11 protein-coding genes are annotated in these 19,742 nt (G+C 69.1%); 4 read left to right on the top strand and 7 right to left on the bottom strand.

The annotated features are described in order from the left end of the window. Positions 1-135: 135 nt before the first annotated feature. The 3 genes from ACWPN5_RS27745 to ACWPN5_RS27735 are packed head-to-tail and all read right to left on the bottom strand — an operon-like array spanning position 136 to position 7,871. The gene (locus ACWPN5_RS27745) at positions 136-3,399 is read right to left on the bottom strand and encodes an efflux RND transporter permease subunit (protein ID WP_492298600.1); all 3,264 of its coding nucleotides are present in this window, start codon (positions 3,397-3,399) and stop codon (positions 136-138) included. Next, the gene (locus tag ACWPN5_RS27740; RefSeq protein ID WP_492298598.1) at positions 3,396-6,497 is read right to left on the bottom strand and encodes an MdtB/MuxB family multidrug efflux RND transporter permease subunit; all 3,102 of its coding nucleotides are present in this window, start codon (positions 6,495-6,497) and stop codon (positions 3,396-3,398) included. Before ACWPN5_RS27740 ends, ACWPN5_RS27745 begins: the two co-directional genes overlap by 4 nt. 24 nt (positions 6,498-6,521) lie before the next feature. After that, complete coding sequence (locus tag ACWPN5_RS27735) at positions 6,522-7,871, bottom strand: MdtA/MuxA family multidrug efflux RND transporter periplasmic adaptor subunit (protein ID WP_492298596.1); 1,350 nt, start codon at positions 7,869-7,871, stop codon at positions 6,522-6,524. Between the two features lie 274 nt (positions 7,872-8,145). On the opposite strand from ACWPN5_RS27735, the gene ACWPN5_RS27730 reads away from it, so the two are divergent. Beyond that, a complete protein-coding gene (locus ACWPN5_RS27730) occupies positions 8,146-8,721 on the top strand; it encodes an MliC family protein (protein WP_492298594.1) in 576 nt (191 codons plus the stop codon). Positions 8,722-8,740: 19 nt separating this feature from the next. On the opposite strand, the gene ACWPN5_RS27725 is transcribed toward ACWPN5_RS27730, so the two are convergent. Together ACWPN5_RS27725 and ACWPN5_RS27720 are read right to left on the bottom strand one after the other, a co-directional pair. After that, entirely contained in the window at positions 8,741-9,313 is a 573-nt protein-coding gene (locus ACWPN5_RS27725) for a HutD/Ves family protein (RefSeq protein ID WP_211101632.1), read from the bottom strand. Between the two features lie 91 nt (positions 9,314-9,404). Beyond that, the gene (locus ACWPN5_RS27720; protein WP_492298592.1) at positions 9,405-11,444 is read right to left on the bottom strand and encodes a M3 family metallopeptidase; all 2,040 of its coding nucleotides are present in this window, start codon (positions 11,442-11,444) and stop codon (positions 9,405-9,407) included. 636 nt (positions 11,445-12,080) lie between these two features. Here ACWPN5_RS27720 and proV point away from each other — a divergent pair. The 3 genes from proV to ACWPN5_RS27705 are packed head-to-tail and all read left to right on the top strand — an operon-like array spanning position 12,081 to position 15,156. Beyond that, positions 12,081-13,277, top strand: a complete 1,197-nt coding sequence (proV, locus tag ACWPN5_RS27715) for a glycine betaine/L-proline ABC transporter ATP-binding protein ProV (protein ID WP_145682013.1) — start codon at positions 12,081-12,083, stop codon at positions 13,275-13,277. A 2-nt stretch (positions 13,278-13,279) separates the two neighbouring features. Next, a complete protein-coding gene (locus ACWPN5_RS27710) occupies positions 13,280-14,218 on the top strand; it encodes an ABC transporter permease (RefSeq protein WP_492298591.1) in 939 nt (312 codons plus the stop codon). 41 nt (positions 14,219-14,259) lie between these two features. Beyond that, positions 14,260-15,156 carry a glycine betaine ABC transporter substrate-binding protein gene (locus ACWPN5_RS27705; protein WP_247888218.1) on the top strand — a complete coding sequence of 299 codons (897 nt, stop codon included), beginning with the start codon at positions 14,260-14,262 and terminating at the stop codon, positions 15,154-15,156. Between the two features lie 26 nt (positions 15,157-15,182). On the opposite strand, the gene ACWPN5_RS27700 is transcribed toward ACWPN5_RS27705, so the two are convergent. Next, a complete protein-coding gene (locus ACWPN5_RS27700; protein ID WP_492298589.1) occupies positions 15,183-18,515 on the bottom strand; it encodes a PAS domain S-box protein in 3,333 nt (1,110 codons plus the stop codon). A gap of 13 nt (positions 18,516-18,528) precedes the next feature. Next, positions 18,529-19,596, bottom strand: coding sequence for an HD domain-containing phosphohydrolase (locus ACWPN5_RS27695; protein ID WP_145682010.1), 1,068 nt, complete (start codon positions 19,594-19,596; stop codon positions 18,529-18,531). Positions 19,597-19,742: the final 146 nt, after the last annotated feature.

Below are 19,742 nucleotides of genomic sequence, written 5' to 3'. Positions count from 1 at the left end.
CCCCTCTGGGGAGAGGGTTAGGGTGAGGGGGCTGCGCTTTTGTCGGGCATACCGATATGCGAACCCCCCTCACCGCCCGCTTCGCGGGCATCCTCTCCCCAGAGGGGAGAGGGTTATTATGGCCGAAAGCGTCCATCATGCCGCGACACCCGCCTCGGGGCGCCGCCAGCGCCGGCGGCACCACAGCCGAAAGCGGTCGAGGTACAGGTAGGTGACCGGGGTCGTGTAGAGGGTCAGCATCTGGCTGACCACCAGACCGCCGACGATGGCGATGCCCAGCGGCTGGCGCAGCTCCGCCCCGTCGCCGGAGCCCAGCGCCAGCGGCAGGGCGCCCAGCAGGGCGGCGACCGTGGTCATCATGATCGGGCGGAAGCGCAGCAGGCAGGCGCGGTGGATCGCGGTGCGCGGGTCCAGCCCCTCGCTCCGTTCCGCCTCCAGCGCCACATCGATCATCATGATCGCGTTCTTCTTGACGATGCCGATCAGCAGGATCACGCCGATCAGCGCGATGATGCTCAGCTCCTTGTCCAGCGCCATCAGCGCGAGCAGCGCCCCCACCCCGGCGGAAGGCAGGGTGGACAGGATGGTCAGCGGGTGGATGTAGCTCTCGTAGAGCACGCCCAGCACGATGTAGACGGCCAGAAGCGCCGCCAGGATCAGCACCGGCTGGTCGCCGATCGACTGCTGGAACACCCGCGCGGTGCCCTGGAAGCTGCCCTGGATGGTGGTCGGCACGCCGATCCGGTCCATGGTGTGGCGGATGACGGCCAGCCCCTCGCCCAGCGAGACGCCGGGGGCGAGGTTGAAGGAGAGGGTGGTGGCGACGAACGGCCCCTGGTGGTTCACCGACAGCGGCGTGTTCTCCAGCGAGACGCGGGCGATGGCCGAGAGCGGCACCATCGTCTCCACGCCGGTGCTGAGCGCCGACCCGGTCGAGGCGGCGGTGCGGCCGGTGGCGGCGATCTGGTTGATGCGCTGGTTGCGCGCGGCCTCGGTGTCGGCGGTGGCGGCGCCGGCAATCGCGCTGGTCGCCTGCGTCCCGCTGACCGCCCCGCCGGATTTGCTGATGAGGATGTCCTTCATCATCTCCGGGTCCTCGCGATACTGGGGGGCGACCTCCATGATCACGCGGTACTGGTTCAGCGGGTTGTAGATGGTCGAGGCGGAGCGCTGGCCGAAGGCGTCGTAGAGCGTGTTGTTGATCTGGTTGAAGGACAGGCCCAGCCGCGCCGCGGCGTCGCGGTCCACCGTCACCTCCAGCGCCAGCCCGCGCTGCTGCTGGTCGGAGTTCACCTCCGTCAGCTCCGGCACCTGTTGAAGCGCCTGGGTCAGGCGGGGCGCCCAGGTCTGCAGCTCGTCCAGCGTGTCGCCCTGGAGCGTGAACTGGTAGTTGGCGTTGGACTGCCGCGCGCCCGCCCGCAAATCCTGCATGACCGACAGGTACAGGTTGGCGCCGGGGACCTGGGTGAGTTGGGTGCGCAGCCGGGCGATCACCGCGTCGGCGGTGACGTCGCGCTGCGCCAGCGGCTTCAGCGACACGGCCATGAAGCCGCTGTTGGTCCGGCTGCCGCCGGTGTAGCCGACCACCGTGTCCACCGCCGGGTCGGCCTGCACCAGCGCCACGAAGCGCTCCATCTTTTCCTTCATCAGCGTGAAGGAGGTGCTCTGGTCCGCCACGACGAAGCCGATCAGCCGACCGGTGTCCTGCTGCGGGAAGAAGCCCTTGGGGATGATCGTGAAGAGATGGACGCTGAGCGCCACCGTCGCCGCGAAGACCACCATGGTCAGCAGGCTGTTGTCGAGCGCCGCCGTCAGCGTGCGGTCGTAGAGGCGCAGTGTGCCGCCGCCGATCCAGGCACCAACCCGGCGCAGGGTGGCCACAATGCGGCCCGGCTCCCTGGCCTTGCGCGGCTCGCGCAGCAGGACGGCGCACATCATCGGCGTGGTGGTCAGGCTGATGACCATCGAGACCAGGATGGCGATGGATAGGGTCAGGGCGAATTCGCGGAACAGCCGTCCGACGATGCCGCCCATCAGCAGGATCGGGATGAAGACGGCGACCAGCGACACGCTCATCGACAGGACGGTGAAGCCGACCTCCCGCGCGCCGCGCAGCGCCGCCTGGGTGCGGGACATCCCGTTCTCGATGTGGCGGGCGATGTTCTCCAGCACGACGATGGCGTCGTCCACCACGAAGCCGGTGGCGATGGTCAGCGCCATCAGCGACAGGTTGTTCAGGCTGTAGCCGAGCAGATACATGGCGCCGAAGGTGGCGACCAGCGACACCGGCACCACCACGCTGGGGATCAGCGCCGCCCGCGCGTTGCGCAGGAACAGGAACACCACCATCACCACCAGCGCGACGGCGATGATCAGCGTGTGCTCCACCTCGGCCAGCGAGGCGCGGATGGTCGTGGTGCGGTCGCTGGAGACCGACAGGTCGATGTCGGCGGGGATGGAGGCGCGAAGCTCCGGCAGCATGGCCTTCACCCGGTCCACCGTCTCGATGATGTTGGCCGCCGGTTGGCGGTTCAGCATCAGCAGGACCGACGGCTTGCCGTTGGTGATGCCGGCGTTGCGCAGATCCTCCACGCTGTCCGACACCTCGGCCACGTCCGACAGGCGGACCGCCGCCCCGTTGCGGTAGGCGATGACCAGCGACCGGTATTCCTCCGCCTTGCGGGCCTGATCGTTGGTGTAGATCTGGAAGCGCAGCTCCCCGTCCTCGACGGCGCCCTTGGGGGCGTTGGCGTTGGCCGACGCGATGGCGGCGCGCACGTCCTCCAGCCCGATGCCGTACTGGAACAGGGCGTGCGGGTTCAGCTCCACCCGCACGGCGGGCAGCGAGCTGCCGCCGATGCTGACCTGCCCGATGCCCTCGACCTGCGACAGCTTCTGCTGGAGCACGGTCGCCGCGGAGTCGTAAAGCTGCCCCTGGCTGAGCGTCGCCGAGGTCATGGTCAGGATCATGATCGGGGCGTCGGCGGGGTTGACCTTGCGGTAGGTCGGGTTGCTGCGCAGGCTGGACGGCAGGTCGGCGCGGGCGGCGTTGATGGCGGCCTGCACCTCCCGCCCCGCGCCGTCGATGTCGCGGTTCAGCCCGAACTGCAGCGTGATGCGCGTCGATCCGGCGGAGCTGGAGGAGGTCATCTCCGTCACGTCGGCGATCTGCGCCAGATGCCGCTCCAGCGGTGTGGCGACGCTGGCCGCCATCGTCTCCGGGCTGGCGCCGGGCATCGAGGCGGTGACCGAGATGGTCGGGAAATCCACCTGCGGCAGCGGCGACACCGGCAACCCGACGAAGCCCAGCGCCCCGGCCAGCGCCAGCCCAAGCGTCAGCAGGGTCGTCGCCACCGGCCGCCGGATGAAGGGCGCCGACAGGTTGGCCGCCCAGCTCATCGCGCGGCCCCTTCCGCCTGCCCGCCGGGACGCCCGCGCAAGCGCGCGGCCAGCCGGTCAAAGGCCAGATAGATCACCGGCGTGGTGTAGAGGGTGAGAAGCTGGCTGAGGATCAGCCCGCCGACGATGGACACGCCCATCGGCTGGCGCAGCTCCGACCCCGTGCCGGTGCCGAGCATCAGCGGCAGGGCGCCGAGCAGCGCCGCCATGGTCGTCATCAGGATCGGGCGGAAGCGCAGCAGGCAGGCCTGATAGATCGCCTCGCGCGGCGGCTTGCCCTCCTCCCGCTCGGCGTCGAGCGCGAAGTCGATCATCATGATCGCGTTCTTCTTCACGATGCCGATCAGCAGGATGATGCCGATGATGGCGATGATGTCCAGATCGTGCCCGGCCAGCATCAGCGCGATCAGCGCCCCCACCCCCGCCGAGGGCAGGGTGGAGAGGATCGTGATCGGGTGGATGTAGCTCTCGTAGAGGACGCCCAGCACGATGTACATCGTGACGATGGCGGCCAGGATCAGCAGGAGCTGGTTGCCCAGCGACGCCTGGAAGGCCAGGGCCGCGCCCTGGAAGCGGGTCAGCACGCTGGCCGGCAGGCCGAGCTCCTGCTCCGCCGCCTCGATCGCCTTGACCGCGGCCCCCAGCGACACCCCCGGCGCCAGGTTGAAGGAGACGGTGACCGCCGGGAACTGCCCGAAATGGTTGATCTGGAGCGGCGCGTTGCGCACCTCCATCCGCGCGAAGGCGGCAAGCGGCACCTGCCCGCCGCCCGCCGAGGGCAGATGGATGGAGGTCAGCAGCTGGTCCACCGTCATGCGGTCGGGGTCGGCCTCCAGTATCACGCGGAACTGGTTGGCCTGGGTGAAGATGGTGGAGACGATGCGCTGGCCGAAGGAGTCGTAGAGCGCGTTGTCGATGGCCGCCGTGGTGACGCCGTAGCGCGCGGCGGTGTCGCGGTCGATGGTGATGGCGGCCGACAGTCCCTTCTCCTGAAGGTTGCTGGTGACGTCGGTGATCTCCGGCACCGCGGCCAGCCGGTCGATCAGTTTCGGCGCCCAGACGCGCAGCTCCTCGGGGTTGGCGTCCTCGAGGACGAACTGGTACTGGGTGCGGCTGACCGTGGCGTCGATGGTCAGGTCCTGCACCGGCTGCATGAACAGCTCGATTCCGGGGACGGCGGCGGTGTTCTGGCGGATGCGGCGGATGATGTCGGCCACAGGGTCCGTCCGCTGCTCCTTCGGCTTCAGGTTGATGAGGAGGCGCCCGCTGTTCATGGTGGTGTTGCTGCCGTCCACCCCGATGAAAGAGGACAGGCTGACCACGTCGGGGTCCTTCAGCACCTCCACCGCCAGCGCCCGCTGCCGCTCCGCCATGGCAGCGTAGGAGACGGACTGGGTGGCCTCCGTCACACCCTGGATCAGGCCGGTGTCCTGGGCCGGGAAGAACCCCTTGGGGATGGCGGTGTAGAGCACCACCGTCAGCGCCAGCGTGCCCACGGCGACCAGCAGCGTCGCCCCCTGGCGGTCCAGCACCCAGCGCAGCGTGCGGGCGTAGCCGGCGATCACCGCGTCGAACCACGCTTCGCTGCGCCGCGCGATGGCGGACATCGCGCGCGGCTCACGGTGGCGCAGCAGCTTGGCGCAGAGCATCGGCACCAGCGTCAGCGAGACGACGGCGGAGATCAGGATGGTGACGGCCAGCGTGATGGCGAACTCGCGGAACAGCCGGCCCACCACGTCGCCCATGAACAGCAGCGGGATCAGCACCGCGATCAGCGAGACGGTCAGCGACACGATGGTGAAGCCGATCTGCTTCGACCCCTTCAGCGCGGCCTGGAGCGGCGGCTCGCCGCGCTCCACATGGCGGGCGATGTTCTCGATCATCACGATGGCGTCGTCGACGACGAAGCCGGTCGCGACGGTCAGCGCCATCAAGGACAGGTTGTTCAGGCTGAAGCCCGCCAGATACATCACCGCGAAGGTGCCGACCAGCGACAGCGGCACCGACAGGCTGGGGATGATCGTCGCCGGGATGTTGCGCAGGAACAGGAAGATCACCAGGACGACCAGCCCCATGGCCACCATCATCTCCATCTGCACGTCCTCGACGGAGGCGCGGATGGTCACGGTGCGGTCGGTCAGCACGGCGACATCGACCGAGCCGGGCAGGGCGGCGGTCAGGTTGGGCAGCATCTCCTTCACCCGGTCCACCACCTCGATCACGTTGGCGCCGGGCTGGCGCTGGATGTTCAGGAGGATGGCCGGCGTGTCGTTCATCCAGGCGCCCAGCCGGGTGTTCTCGGCGCTGTCCAGCACCTCGGCCACGTCGGACAGGCGCACCGGGGCGCCGCTGCGGTAGGCGACGACGAGGTCCTTGTACTCGTCGGCCCGGCGGAGCTGGTCGTTGGCGTTGATGGTGTAGTTGCGGGTCGGCCCGTCGATGGTGCCCTTGGGCGAGTTGACGTTGGCCGTGTTGATGGTGCTGCGCAGGTCGTCGATGTTCAGGCCGTAGGCGGCCAGCGCCTGGACGTTGGCGCGGATGCGCACCGCCGGCCGATGCCCGCCGCTGAGGCTGACCAGACCGACGCCGGGAAGCTGCGACAGCTTCTGCGCGAAGCGGCTGTCGGCGAGGTCCTGAACCTGGGTCAGCGGCAGCGTCTTGGAGGTCAGGGCGAGCGTCAGGATCGGCGCGTCGGCCGGGTTGACCTTGGCGTAGATCGGCGGGGCGGGCAGGTCGGAGGGCAGCAGGTTCCCGGCGGCGTTGATGGCCGCCTGCACCTCCTGCTCCGCGATGTCGATGCTGAGGTCCAGCCCGAACTGGAGCGTGATGACCGACGCCCCGGCGGCGCTGACCGAGGACATCTGGACCAGCCCCGGCATCTGGCCGAGCTGGCGCTCCAGCGGGGCGGTGACCGAGGAGGTCATCACCTCCGGGCTGGCGCCGGGGAAGAAGGTCTGGACCTGGATCGTCGGGTATTCCACCGCCGGCAGCGCCGACAGCGGCAGGAAGCGATAGGACACCGCCCCCACCAGCAGGATCGCCAGCATCAGCAGCGAGGTGGCGACCGGGCGGACGACGAAGGGGTGGGAGATGTTCATGGCCGGAGTTCGCGGTGGCGCGCGTTACGACGCGTTGCGCTGGGGACGGCGCTGCGGGCGCGGCCCCTCGCTGGACGGGGCGGGGGCCGGCGGGGCCGCGCCGTCGGTCGCCGCGACCTTGGCGCCCTCGCGCAGCCGGTCGGCGCCCTGGACCACCACCGTCTCGCCGGGCTGCACGCCCTCTGTGATGACGGTCTTCGCCCCGTCGCTGGCGCCCAGCGTCACCGGCCGGACCGAGGCGGTGCTGTCGGCGCCGTTCACCACGTAGACGTAGGTGCCGGGCGCCCCGCGCTGCACCGCCGCCACCGGCACCATCGGAACGCCGGCCAGCGTGTCCACCAGAAGCTGGACGTTGACGAACTGGTTGGGGAACAGCGACTGGTCGGCGTTGTCGAACTGGGCGCGCAGCTTCACCGTGCCGGTGGTCACGTCGATCTGGTTGTCCACCGTCGTCAGCGTGCCGGTCGCCAGCACGCGGTCGCGCGTCCGGTCGTAGGCAGTGACCGGAAGCTGCGCCCCGTCGCGCAGCCGCGCCATGATCGCCGGGATGTTGTCCTCCGGCAGGGTGAACAGGACGGAGATCGGCTGCACCTGGGTGATGACGACGATGCCGCCGGCCTCGCCCGCGGTGACGTAGTTGCCGGGATCGACCAGCCGCAGCCCGGCGCGGCCGGAAACGGGGGCGGTGATGCGGGTGTAGGACAGGTTCAGCTTGGCGTTCTCCACCGCCACCTGATCGGCCTTCACCGTGCCCTCATACTGCTGGACCAGCGATTCCTGGGTGTCGCGCTGCTGCTTGGCGATGGAATCCTGCTTGACCAGCAGGCGGTAGCGCTCCAGGTCCAGCCGGGCGTTCTTCAGCAGCGCCTGGTCGCGCAGAAGCTGGGCCTCCGCCTGCTCGACGGCGAGCTGGAAGGGGCGCGGGTCGACCTCCGCCAGGAAATCGCCCTTCTGGACGGCCTGCCCCTCGGTGAAGGCGACCTGGGTGAGCTGGCCGCCGACCTGCGGGCGCACCGTGACGGTGGCGAGCGACGAGACGGTGCCCAGCCCGTTCAGCCGGATCGGCATGTCGCCCTTCTCGACCGTCGCGGTCACCACCGGCGCGGCGGTCGGCATGCCGGGCCGGAAGCCGCCGGGGCCGCCGCGCGCCGCCGTCTCCGGCGCCGGGCGGAAGGCGAACCACCAGACCCCGCCGCCGATCAGCGCCAGCACGACCAGCCACGCCAGCACCCGGCCCAGGATCGAGCGGCGCTTGGCCGTGTCGGTCCGCTGGACCTCGGGCTCCGTCCGGTCCCGGCGGGCTTCCGGCGCTGCCGTGGCGGAACGGTCCGACCCGGGCGCGGGCGGCGGTTTGAGGGGCGTGTCCAAATCCATCGGGTCCTTCATCGCCTGCGGGCGTCGTCGGGAAAGTCGCGTCGGGAGGGGTGCCGATGGCCCAGCCCCCATCCCGGCGGGACGCTATCACGGCGCCGCGCGCAGAATATGTCCAGAAGGGATTAGATTTGTAACGCTCGGTAACAGCGTCGAGGGGCGGCGAAAGCGTGTCTTCTGCCGGGGCACGGAACGCGGCATTCTGACCCGGCCCAGGGAAACGGAGAGAGAGAGAGGCCCGATGCCCGCGCGTCGCAATGGATTGCGGATTGTCCTCATGACGGCGGCATTGGTCGGCGGCACCGCCCTTGCCGCCGAACCCTCCGGCCCCTCCTTCTCCTGCGCCAGGGTGGAACCGGGCGGCATCGAGCGCATGATCTGCACGGACCCTGCCCTGTCAGCGCTCGACCGCAAGCTGGCGGGCGTCTATGGCGAGGCGGCGCGCAAGGTGAAGAACGAGCACCCCCCTTCCCTGAAGGCGGAGCAGCGCGGCTGGATCAAGGGCCGGAACGACTGTTGGAAGGCGGACGACCGCCGCGCCTGCGTGGAGGAACAGTACCGCCTGCGCATCGCCGAGCTTCAGGCGAAACACCGGCTGGTGCCCGCCATCGGTCCGGTCCGCTTCGCCTGCGACGGGCAGGCGGCCAACGCGCTGACCGCCACCTTCTTCGAGACCGACCCGCCGACGATGATCGCCGAGCGCGGCGACGCCGTGTCGCTGATGATCGGACAGCCGGCGGCCTCCGGCGCCCGCTACCAGGGCCGCAACGAGAGCTTTTGGGAGCATCAGGGAGAAGCGCGGGTGACCTGGGGCTACGGCGCTCCGGAGATGACCTGCCGGAAGGCGCCATAGCCCCGCGTACCGGAGTCCCTTACCCGCGCACCGCGATCCGGGCGAGGACGGCGCAGGCTCCCGGTCCGGTCTCCAGCGTGGCGGCGGCGTCCAGACGAGCACTCCAGCCCGGCGACACCCGCGCCACGCTGTCGCCGCTGCGCAGGATCACCTCGCCGTCCAGCGCGTGGACCAGCGCCACGCCGCCGGCGGGAATGTCGGCGACCGTGTCGGCCGGCAGGATGTCGAGCCGGGCGTCGGCCCGCTCGCGGTCGAAGATCAGGTTGAAGTCGCGGATCGGCCCGTCCAGCAGGGCGCAATCCACCACGGCGTCGCCGGAGAAACGGAAGGGGTCGGCGCGGTTGGTCACGGTCGCCGGCACGCCGTCCACGGTCAGCCGCATGCCGGCGCCCTCGACCACGGCGATCAGCCGCTCGTAGCCGGTGAAGGCCGAGAAGGGACCGGCCTCCGCCACGTCGGCGATGCTGACCCGCCAGAGGAAGCGGCCGGCGGCGCCGGGCAGCTCCTGGAGGGCGATTTCGGTGGTCGTGCCGCCGCCGTTCTTCCAGGGCATGCGGCGGTAGCGGGCGGGGTCGAGAAGAGAAACAGCCATAAGAATCCTCACGGAACGGGGGAGGGCGTCCGGCCCGGTCCCCCGTCCCTTGTCCTCGTCAGTGTGTCGGCGGCGCCGATGGGCGGTGCCGTCAGGCGTCCCCGAGCGACTGGGTCAGGCCCCGGTGCTTGAGAAGCGCCTCGATGCGCGGCTCGCGTCCGCGGAAGGCGGTGTAGAGCTCCATCGGGTCGCGGGTATCGCCCGACGAATAGATCGTCTTCAGCTTCGCCGCAAGGTCGGGATCGAAGGGGTTGCCCGCCTCCAGGAACGCCTCGAACCCGTCGGCGTCGAGCACCTCGGCCCACAGATAGGCGTAATAGCTGGCGGCGTAGCCGCTGCCGGCGAACAGATGCTGGAAATGGGTCGGGCGGTGGCGCACGGCGATCTCCGCCGGCATGCCGATCTTGTCCAGCACCGACCGCTCGAAGGCGGCGACATCCGTGTCGGCGGCGTCGCTGCGGGTGTGGAATTCCAGGTCGAGCAGCGCCGCCGCGGTGTATTCGACCGTGCCGAAGCCCTGGTTGAAGTTGCGGGCGGCGAGCAGGCGGCGCAGCAAGTCCTGCGGGATCGGCTCCCCGGTCTGGTGATGGCGGGCGTAGGTGGACAGCGTTTCCGGAACCGCCAGCCAGTGCTCGTAGATTTGCGAGGGCAGCTCCACGAAGTCGCGGCGGACCGAGGTGCCGGACTGGCTCGGGTAGCGGACGTTGCTGAGGCAGCCGTGCAGGAAATGGCCGAACTCGTGGAACAGCGTCTCGGCGTCGTCGAAGCTGAGCAGCGTCGGCTCACCCTTCGAGAAGTTGTTGTTGTTGACGATGATCGGCGACACCGCCCCGTCGAAACTCTCCTGGTCGCGGTAGCTGCTCATCCAGGCGCCGGAGCGCTTGGACGGTCGGGCGAAATTGTCGTGCAGGAAGATGCCGACATGCCGCCCGTCCTTTTCCGTCACCTCGTAGACGCGGACGTCCGGGTGGTAGACCGGCAGGTCGGGCCGCTCGGTGAAGGTCAGCCCGAACAAACGGCCCGCGGTGTCGAAGGCCGCGCGCACCATGTTCTCCAGCACGAAGTAGGGCTTCACTTCCGCTTCGTCGATGTCGTACTTGGCCTGCCGCACCTTCTCCGCGTAATAGCGCCAGTCCCAGGGGGCGATCGGCTCGTTCATGCCCTCCGCGCGGGCGCAGTCCTGAAGCTCCGCGCGCTCGGCGGCGGCCTTCTCCTTGGCCGGTCCCCAGACCTGCAGCAGCAGCCGTTCGACGGCGGAGGTGTCCTTCGCCATGCTGTCGTCCAGCTTGAAGTCGGCGTAGCTGGCGTAGCCCATCAGCTTGGCCTGCTCGGTGCGCAGCGCGACGATCTCCCGGATCAGCGGGCGGTTGTCGTGCTCGCCCTCATGCTCGCCGCGGCGGATCCAGGCCTCGTAGGCCACCTGACGCAGGTCGCGGCGGGCCGAGAAGGTCAGGAACGGCTCGACCGAGGAGCGGGCGAGCGTGATGACGTACTTGCCCTCCTGCCCGCGCTCCCTGGCGGCCTGGGCGGCGGCGTTGCGCGCGAAGTCGGGCAGGCCGGCGAGGTCGCTCTCCTCCAGGACGAGCTGCCAATCCTTCTCGTCGTGCAGCACGTTCTGGCCGAACAGCGTGTGCAGGGTCGCCAGCCGCTCGGTGATCGCGGTCATCCGCGCCTTGGCGTCCGGCGGCAGCAGCGCGCCGCTGCGCACGAATCCCAGATGCTGGCGTTCCAGCAGGCGAAGCTGGTCGGGGGCGAGGTCCAGCGTCGCACGGCGCTCGTACAGGTCGGCGACGCGGGCGAACAGCGCCGGGTCCAGCGCAATGCGCATGGAATGCTGGGCGAATTTCGGCGCGTAGTCGCGGGCGATGGTCTCCAGCGCGTCGGTGGTGTTGCTGGAGTTCAGGTTCCAGAACACGCCGCCGACCCGGTTCAGGAAGCGCCCGCCGCGCTCCATCGCTTCGATGGTGTTGGCGAAGGTGGGGGCGTCGGGGTTTCCGGTGATCGCCGCGATCTCCGCGATGCTCTCCGCCATGCCATGGTCGAAGGCGGGCGGAAAATGCTCGGCCTGGATGCGGTCGAAGGGCGGCAGGCCGAAGGGCGTGGTCCAGGTTTCGAAGAACGGGTTGCTCATCAAGGCCCCTTGCTGACCGGAAACGGAAGACATGCAAGGACATGGTGCCGCAACCGGCCCGCCGCCACAACACGCCGGTCGCCACGGGGCTTTTGATAATCCCTCTCCCGTCCCCGGAGAGGGGGGAAGCCCAAAAAATAGGACAATAAGCCTTTAAACCCACACCCAAACGACATTGATCCGGTACCATATCCAACCGAGACATAAAAAGGCTTCAAATCTCCCCTAAAGTTTGTTAGCCTCTTGTCAGTGGCGGCCAGGAATTGCTCTCTTGAACGCGCTTCAGGAGCGCCATTTCGTGTGCCAATTTCCCTACAACCCCAGTCTGTTTCAGAGGTGACATCGGTATGCATGCATAGATAAATCTGTTTTCTTGTTCATATGGCCTTCAATTTCATGAGTCTTCGCTGTTTTTGCGTTTTCTCATGTAGCTTTACTTTCCCTGTGGTTGGCGGGAGGCAGTCGCGACGCGGCTGTCGAAATTGCTGGCGTGCGGACGAAAGTCCTTGCCTTGCGTGCCTCTCCACCCCGGCACGCCCCTGCTTCCCCCTGCTTCCAATGAAGGCTGCAAGACGGACCGGTCCCGTTCGGGCTCCGGAACCACACGCATTTTGCCAAGAGCGGAGGCATCAGCGGATGACCGCGAAAATTGCCGTAAACGGCGTCACCCGGATTTTCGGGCGCCACCCACGTCAGGCGCTCGACCTGCTGAAGGCAGGTCTTTCCAAGGAAGAGATCTTTAAAAGAACCGGCCAGACCGTCGGCGTCCTCGACGCCAGCTTCGAGGTCGAGGCCGGTGAAATCTTCGTCATCATGGGCCTGTCGGGCTCCGGCAAATCGACGCTGGTGCGCATGCTCAACCGGCTGATCGACCCGACCGCGGGCGAGATCCGGATCGACGGGCGGGACATCACCAAGCTGTCGCGCGCCGAACTGACCGAGCTGCGGCGGCGCGACCTCGGCATGGTGTTCCAGTCCTTCGCCCTGCTGCCGCACCTGCGGGTGTGGGAGAACGCCGCCTTCGGGCTGGAGATCGCCGGGGAAAGCCTGAAGGCGCGGCGCGACAAGGCGCAGCAGGCGCTGGACGCGGTCGGCCTCGGCGCCTACGCGGAAAGCTACCCGCGGGAGCTGTCGGGCGGCATGCAGCAGCGCGTCGGCCTGGCCCGCGCGCTCGCCAACGAGCCGTCCGTCCTGCTGATGGACGAAGCCTTCTCGGCCCTCGATCCGTTGATCCGGACGGAGATGCAGGACGAGCTGCTGCGCCTTCAGGCCGAACGGCAGCGCACCATCGTCTTCATCAGCCACGACCTGGACGAGGCGATCCGCATCGGCGACCGGCTGGCCATCATGGAAGGCGGCCAGATCATCCAGGTCGGGCGCCCGGACGAGATCCTGAAGCAGCCGGCCAACGACTACGTCCGCTCCTTCTTCCGCAACATCGACGTCACCAAGATCCTGACGGCGGGCGACATCGCCCGGCGCGATCAGGTGACGCTGATCCGCCACACCGGCGAGGGCCCGCGCGCCGCCGTCCGCCAGCTGCGCGAGCGCGACCGCGAGTTCGGCTATGTCCAGGACGGGCGACGCCGCTTCCAGGGCGTGGTGTCGGTCGAGACCCTGGTCGCCGCCATCGAGCGGCACAACGGCTCCGCCACGCTGGACGAAGCGCTGCTTCCGGGCATCGAGCCGCTTCCCGTCGACCTGCCAATGGACGAGGTGCTGCCGCGCATCGCGTCCGCCCCGTGCCCGCTGCCGGTGGTGGACGGGCAGGGCGCCTATGTCGGGGCGATCTCCAAGACCGCCTATCTGGAAACCCTTGGACGGACGCGCTGACCATGGACTTCAAGCTTCCCATCGGCGATTGGGCCGACGCCGCGGTGATGTTCCTGCTGGACCACGCGCAATGGCTGTTCGACGGCATCGACCTCGTGGTCGGCGCGGTCGCCGACGGCGTCCAGTCCGCCCTGACCGCGCCGCCCGGGGTGGCGCTGGCCGCCATCGTGGTGCTGATCGGGCTGTGGCGGAACGGCTGGCGCTTCGCGCTGTTCGCCGCGGCCGCGCTGTTCGTCGTCGCCGGGCTGGGCATGTGGCACCAGACGGTGGACACGCTGGCGCTCGTGCTGACGGCGACTGCCATCGCCCTGACCATCGGCGTTCCGCTGGGCATCGTCGCCGCGCGCAACGACCGGGTGGAAACGGTGGTGCGCCCGGCGCTCGACCTGATGCAGACCATGCCGGCCTTCGTCTATCTGATCCCGGCGGCCATGCTGTTCGGGCTCGGCCGCGTACCGGGCATCATCGCGACGATCATCTTCGCCATGCCGCCGGTCGTCCGCCTGACCAGCCTGGGCATCCGGCAGGTCCCGCACGAGCTGGTCGAGGCCGGCCTCGCCTTCGGCTGCACGCCGCGCCAGCTCCTGTTCAAGGTGCAGATGCCGACCGCGCTGCCGTCGATCATGGCGGGCATCAACCAGACCATCATGCTGTCGCTGTCGATGGTCGTCATCGCCTCGATGATCGGGGCGGGCGGCGTCGGCAACGAGGTGCTGCGCGGCATCCAGCGGCTGGACATCGGCCTCGGCGTCGAGGGCGGGCTGGCCGTGGTGATCCTGGCGATCCTGCTCGACCGCATCACCCAGAGTTTCGGAACCCCGGACACGGGGGGTCGCTCCCCCCGGTCCGCCCTGCGCTCCCTGCTGACCCGCCGCCGCGCGGAGCAGCCCAAGGACGACACGCACACGTCTCCCACGCACGGAGTCACCGAAGCGGGATGAACCGCCATCCCCAAAACCATACAAGACAAAGGATTGTTCGCATGAGACGCACGTTTCTGAAGATGATGGCCCTCGGCGTCGCCGCCGTGATCGGCAGCACCGCCCTCTCCTCCGCCAGCTTGGCGGCTGAGGACAAGAAGCCGGTCCGCATCGGCTGGACCGCCTGGTCCGACGCCGAAGCGGTGACCAAGCTCGCGCAGCGCCTCATCCAGGAACGGCTGGATCAGCCGGTCGAGCTGGTGCTGGCCGACATCGGCCTGCAGTATCAGGGGCTCGCCAAGGGCGACCTCGACTTCATGATGATGTCCTGGCTGCCCACCACCCACGCCTCCTACCTGGACAAGGTGGGCAAGGACATCGTGCCGCTGGGCATGCTCTACACCCGCGCCCGCCTGGGCTGGGCCGTTCCGGACTATGTGCCGGAGGATCAGGTGAAGACCATCGCCGACCTCGCCAAGCCGGAGATCCGCGAGAAGCTGAAGGGCAAGATCCAGGGCATCGACCCCGGTTCGGGCCTAATGCAGGCGTCGGAGAAGGCGCTGAAGGACTACGGCCTCGACGGCTACGAGCTGGTGTCGGCCAGCGGTGCGGCGATGACCGCCGCGCTCGGCCGGGCCGATCGGCGCGAGGACTGGATCGCCGTCACCGCCTGGAGCCCGCACTGGATGTTCGCCAAGTGGAAGCTGCGCTACCTGGAAGACCCGAAGGGCTCGCTGGGCGGGCTGGAGCGCGTCCACGTCATGGCCCGCAAGAACTTCTACCAGGAGCACCCCAAGGTCGCCGAGTTCCTGACCCGGATGTACCTGCCGCTGGAGGATCTGGAGAAGATCATGCTGGAGGCCGACGCCACCTCCTATGACAAGGCGATCGACACCTACATCGCCAACAACAAGCAGCGCGTGGATTATTGGGTGACCGGCGAAATGCCGGCCTCCTGACCCAGCCCGAGGCCCTGTCCGGACCTTTACAAAGGTTCGGACAGGGCCTCGACGCTGTCCTTCAGCACGCCCTCCAGGCTTCCGGCCAGGGCCAGGGCCTCGTCCGGCGGGGCCTTCTCCAGGGCCAGCGCCAGGTCGCCCAGCCGCTTCGCCCCCACGTTCCAGGACAGTCCCTTCAGCGTGTGGGCGGCGCGGCGGTGTTCCTCGCCGCTGGCCAGGGCGGCGCTGATGCGCGCCACCTGCTCCCACGCGGTGCGGGAGAAGCCTTCCACGGCCTCGGACCAGCATTCCGGACCGAGCGCCTCGGCCACGCTGTCCATCTGTTCGCGGTCCAGCAGCTCCGCGGCCGGGAGGGCCTCCGGAGCCGCCTCGGCAACCGCCTTGGGAGCGGGGCCGCCGACCGCCGCGCCGACCACCGCGCCGACCACCGCACGGATCGCCGCGTCGAGCGCCGCCGGGCGCAAGGGCTTCGGCACGAACCCGTTCATCCCCGCCGCCATGCATTCGGGAAGCGAACTGCCCGAGGCGTGGGCGGTGAGCGCGATCACCGGAACGCCGTTGCGCGGCGCCGGCAGGGCGCGGATCAGGCGGGTGGCGGTCAGCCCGTCCATTCCCGGCATCTGGATGTCCATCAGCACCACGTCGAAGGGCTCCTCCGCCCGTTCCACGCTGCGCACCGCCTCGTCCCCATCGACGGCGGTGACGACGCTGTGCCCGCCGCGCACCAGCAACCCGCGCACGATGTCCCGGTTCACCGCGTTGTCGTCCACCGCCAGGACCCGCAAGGGGGGCAAGGGGGCGGCCGGCGGGGCCTCCGCGGCGTGGCGCAGCGCCGCCGGATCGCCCGGCGCGCAGGCGACCGAGAACTGGAACAGGCTGCCCTTGCCCGGCGCGCTGGTGACGGAAATCGTCCCGCCGAGCAGCCCGCACAACTCCTTGCAGATCGCCAACCCCAGACCGGTGCCGCCGTAACGGCGGGTGATCGAGCTGTCGGCCTGGGTGAATCGGTCGAACAGCGACGGAAGGGATTCCGCGGCGATGCCGATGCCGCTGTCCTCCACCTCGAACTCCAGCAGGAAACGCCCATCCGGCAGATCGGCGCCGCGGCGGGCGCGGACCGCCACATGCCCGGCGCTGGTGAACTTCACCGCGTTGCCGACCAGATTGAACAGGATCTGCCGCAGACGGGCCGGGTCGGTGACCACCGCCTCCGGCACGGTGGGCAGCATGCGGCAGGACAGGGACAGCCCCTTGTCCGCCGCCGAGGGTTGGAACACCGCCATCACCGCCTCCGCAAGGTCGGCGGGCGCGCAGGTCTCCTCCTCGATGGCGATGCGCCCGGCTTCGAGCTTGGAGAAGTCGAGGATGTCGTCGAGCAGCCGCAGCAGGCTTTCCGCCGAGCGGCGGGCGACGCCGGCCAGACGCCGCTCCTCGGCGTCCAGCCCCTCGCCGTCCAGTAGCGTCAGCGTGCCCAGCACGCCGTTCATCGGCGTGCGGATCTCGTGGCTGATGGTCGCCAGGAACTCGCTCTTCATCCGGTTGGCGTGTTCGGCGCTGTCGCGGGCGCGGCGCAGGTCGGCCTCGATCTGCTTGGCCTTGGACAGGTCGTGGAAGACGCCGATGAAATGCTCCCGCCCGCCGGCCCGCCAGCTCGACAGGGCGATCTCGGTGGGGACCAGCCGGCCGTCGGCGCGCTGCACCGGCACCTCGCGGATCATGCCGCTCGGGCTGTTCCGTCCGCTCGTCTGGTAATCCCGGAACAGGCGGTCGTGGTTGGCGGCATAGCCGTCCGGCATCAGGGCGCTGATGTTGCGCCCGATCATCTCCCCTTCGTGGAAGCCGAACAGGGCCTCCGCCGCCGGGTTGAAGCCGGTGATCACGGCGTTCTCGTCGGTCACCACGATGGGCTGGCCGACCGCGGCGAACATGGCGCGGTAGCGCCCCTCGCTGTCGGTCAGGGAGCGCTCCGCCCGCCGCCGCTCCGTCACGTCGGAGCCGGAGCCGCGGTAGCCGGCGAAGACGCCCTGGTCGTCGAAGACCGGCTTGCCGCTGAGCGACCAGATGCGGATGTCGCCGTCCGGTCCGCGAACCGCGAATTCGAAATCGCGGAAGGGTTGCCGGTCCTCCAGGGCGTGGCGGTGCTCCTCCCAATGGGCGCCGTCGCCGGCCTCGCGCAGGGCGATGTCCTCGCAGCGCCGGCCACGGTACAGCTCCGGATCGCGGATCGACCCGGCGTAAGCTCCCGACACGCCGGCGAAGCACAGGTCGGCGTCCATCTCCCAGAACCAGTCGGACGCCGTCTCCGCGATGTCGCGCAGCTTCGTCTTGCTGGCGCGCAGGTGCCGGGCGGCTTCATCCAGAGTGGCGTGGGCGCGTTCCTGGGCCCGGCTCTGCAGCGTCACCAGCGCGGCCATGAGGAACAGCAGGGCGGTGGTCAGGCCCGCCCCGACGGTGTAGGCCCGCTGCCGCGCCCAGGTTTCGGCCATGAACTCCGCCTCGCCGAAGCCCGCGCTGACGATCAGCGGGTAATTCTGAAGGCTCCGGAAACTGGTCAGGCGGGCCACCCCGTCGACGGGACTGACCGAACGGAGGAAACCTTGTGTTTTCTCCTCCGCCTCCTGCAGGATCGGCGATCTGCCAAGGTCCAATCCGATGATGCGGTCGTCCATGACGCTGCGCGCGCGCAGGATGCCGTCGCGGCCGATGATGGAGATGACGCCGTCATGGCCCACATTCAGGTTGTCGAAGGTGCGCCCGAAGTAGAAGGGGTCGAGCGAGGCGACGATCATCCCGCCGAACCCGCCGTCCGGGGCGGTGACCTTGCGGCTGAGCTGGATCGACCATTTGCCCGACGCCCGCCCGAAGACCGGCCGGCTGATGAACAGCCCGTCGACCGTGCCCTCCTTGTGCACGCGGAAATGCTCGCGGTCGGCCAGATTCACCCGGGCCGGGGCGTTGTCCACGCTGGTCTGGATCAGGTCGCCCTTGCCGTCCGCGTAGGCGAGCTGGAGCAGAAGGTCCGAATCCAGCGTCGCGTTGCGCATCACGTCGCGCAGCAGCGGGCTCTGGCTGCCCAGCCGGTACAGGTCGTAGCCGATGAAGGACAGGATGCGGTCGGTCCCGGCGATCGCCCGCGTGGTCTGTTCCGCGATGATGTGGGCCAGGTTGCCGGTGTCGCGCTCGGCCCGCTGGAGCGCATCGCGCCGATCGCGCTCCGTCAGGTAGAGGGCCGCGGTCCAGGCCGCCGCGGTCAGCAGGAGCGTCGCCATCCACACCCCGGAGACCAGCGCCCTGGATCGGAACGCGTAGGCGCGGTGGCCGTGTTCGGGCAGGGGTAGGGAAGCGGGGGTGTCCGGCATCGCGTCCTCCCGTCTAGCGGAACGCGGCGCCGTCCGTCCCGGTGTAATCCGGGTCGGGGTGGGCGTCGTGAATGGCGAGGATGGACGTCCAGGCGCGCAGGAAGGCGTCGACGCAGACCGGGTCGAAGTGGCTGCCGCTGTGCTCGACGATGTAGGCCTTCGCGGTGTCGAGCGGCCAAGGCTTCTTGTAGGGACGGGCGGTGGTCAGCGCGTCGAAGACGTCGGCGATGGCGACGATGCGGCAGGCCAGCGGGATCTCCTCCCCCCGCAGGCCCTTGGGATAGCCGGTGCCGTCGTACTTCTCGTGATGGCCGAGCGCGATCTCCGCGGCCTCGCAGATGAGGGGGTGTTCGCTTCCCTGGAGCACGGCGTGGCCGATCGCCGGATGCTCGCGCATCACCCGCATCTCGCTGTCGGTCAGCCGGCCGGGCTTCAGCAGGATGGCGTCGGGAATGCCGATCTTGCCGATGTCGTGCATAGGCGCGGCCTCGGCCAGCCGGGCGCAGTCGTCGGGGTCCATCCCCAGGCTCTCGGCGATGACGCGCGAGTAGCTCGCCATGCGCTCGATGTGCAGGCCGGTTTCCGGGTCGCGGTATTCGGCGGCGCGGGCGAGGCGGGCCACCAGCTCCTGCGCCTGCTGGCGGAGCTGGGCGGTCGCCTCCTCCACCCGGCTGCGCAGCACGGCGGCCTGGTCGCGCATCATCCGCTGGCCCAGCCGCAGGCGCAGGAGATTCTGCGCCCGGGCGAGCAGTTCCGGCACGACGATGGGCTTGGTCAGGAAGTCGGTGCAGCCGCTTTCAAGGGCGGCCACCCGCAGCTTCACCGACGTGTCGGCGGTGATCATCACCACCGGAACGTCGGCGAGATGCCGCTGGGCGCGGATGCGCTCCAGCACGACCATGCCGTCGAGATCGGGCATGACATGGTCGATCAGGATCAGGTCGGGCGTGTTGACGGCCAGCCAGTCCAGTGCGTCCAGCGGACTGCCCATGCCGATGGGCTCCGCGTCGTCGATCCGCCGGATGACCGCGCTGGTGATGAACAGCGTGGACGGATCGTCATCGACGATTACAACCTGCATTTTTGCGCCCGCCCCAGACCACCATTTCGGGTATCATTAGAAAATGATACACGGCAAAATCTTAAAGAATCTTGCTAAAATTGGTCATATGAGCGCGAAAAAGTCGCGGCCGGACTGTCCGGCCGCGTGCAGCGGGCCTGTGCCGT

The sequence above is a fragment of the Azospirillum sp. UENF 211521 genome, from assembly GCF_058780535.1.
This window is presented reverse-complemented; position numbering and strand designations above follow the sequence as displayed.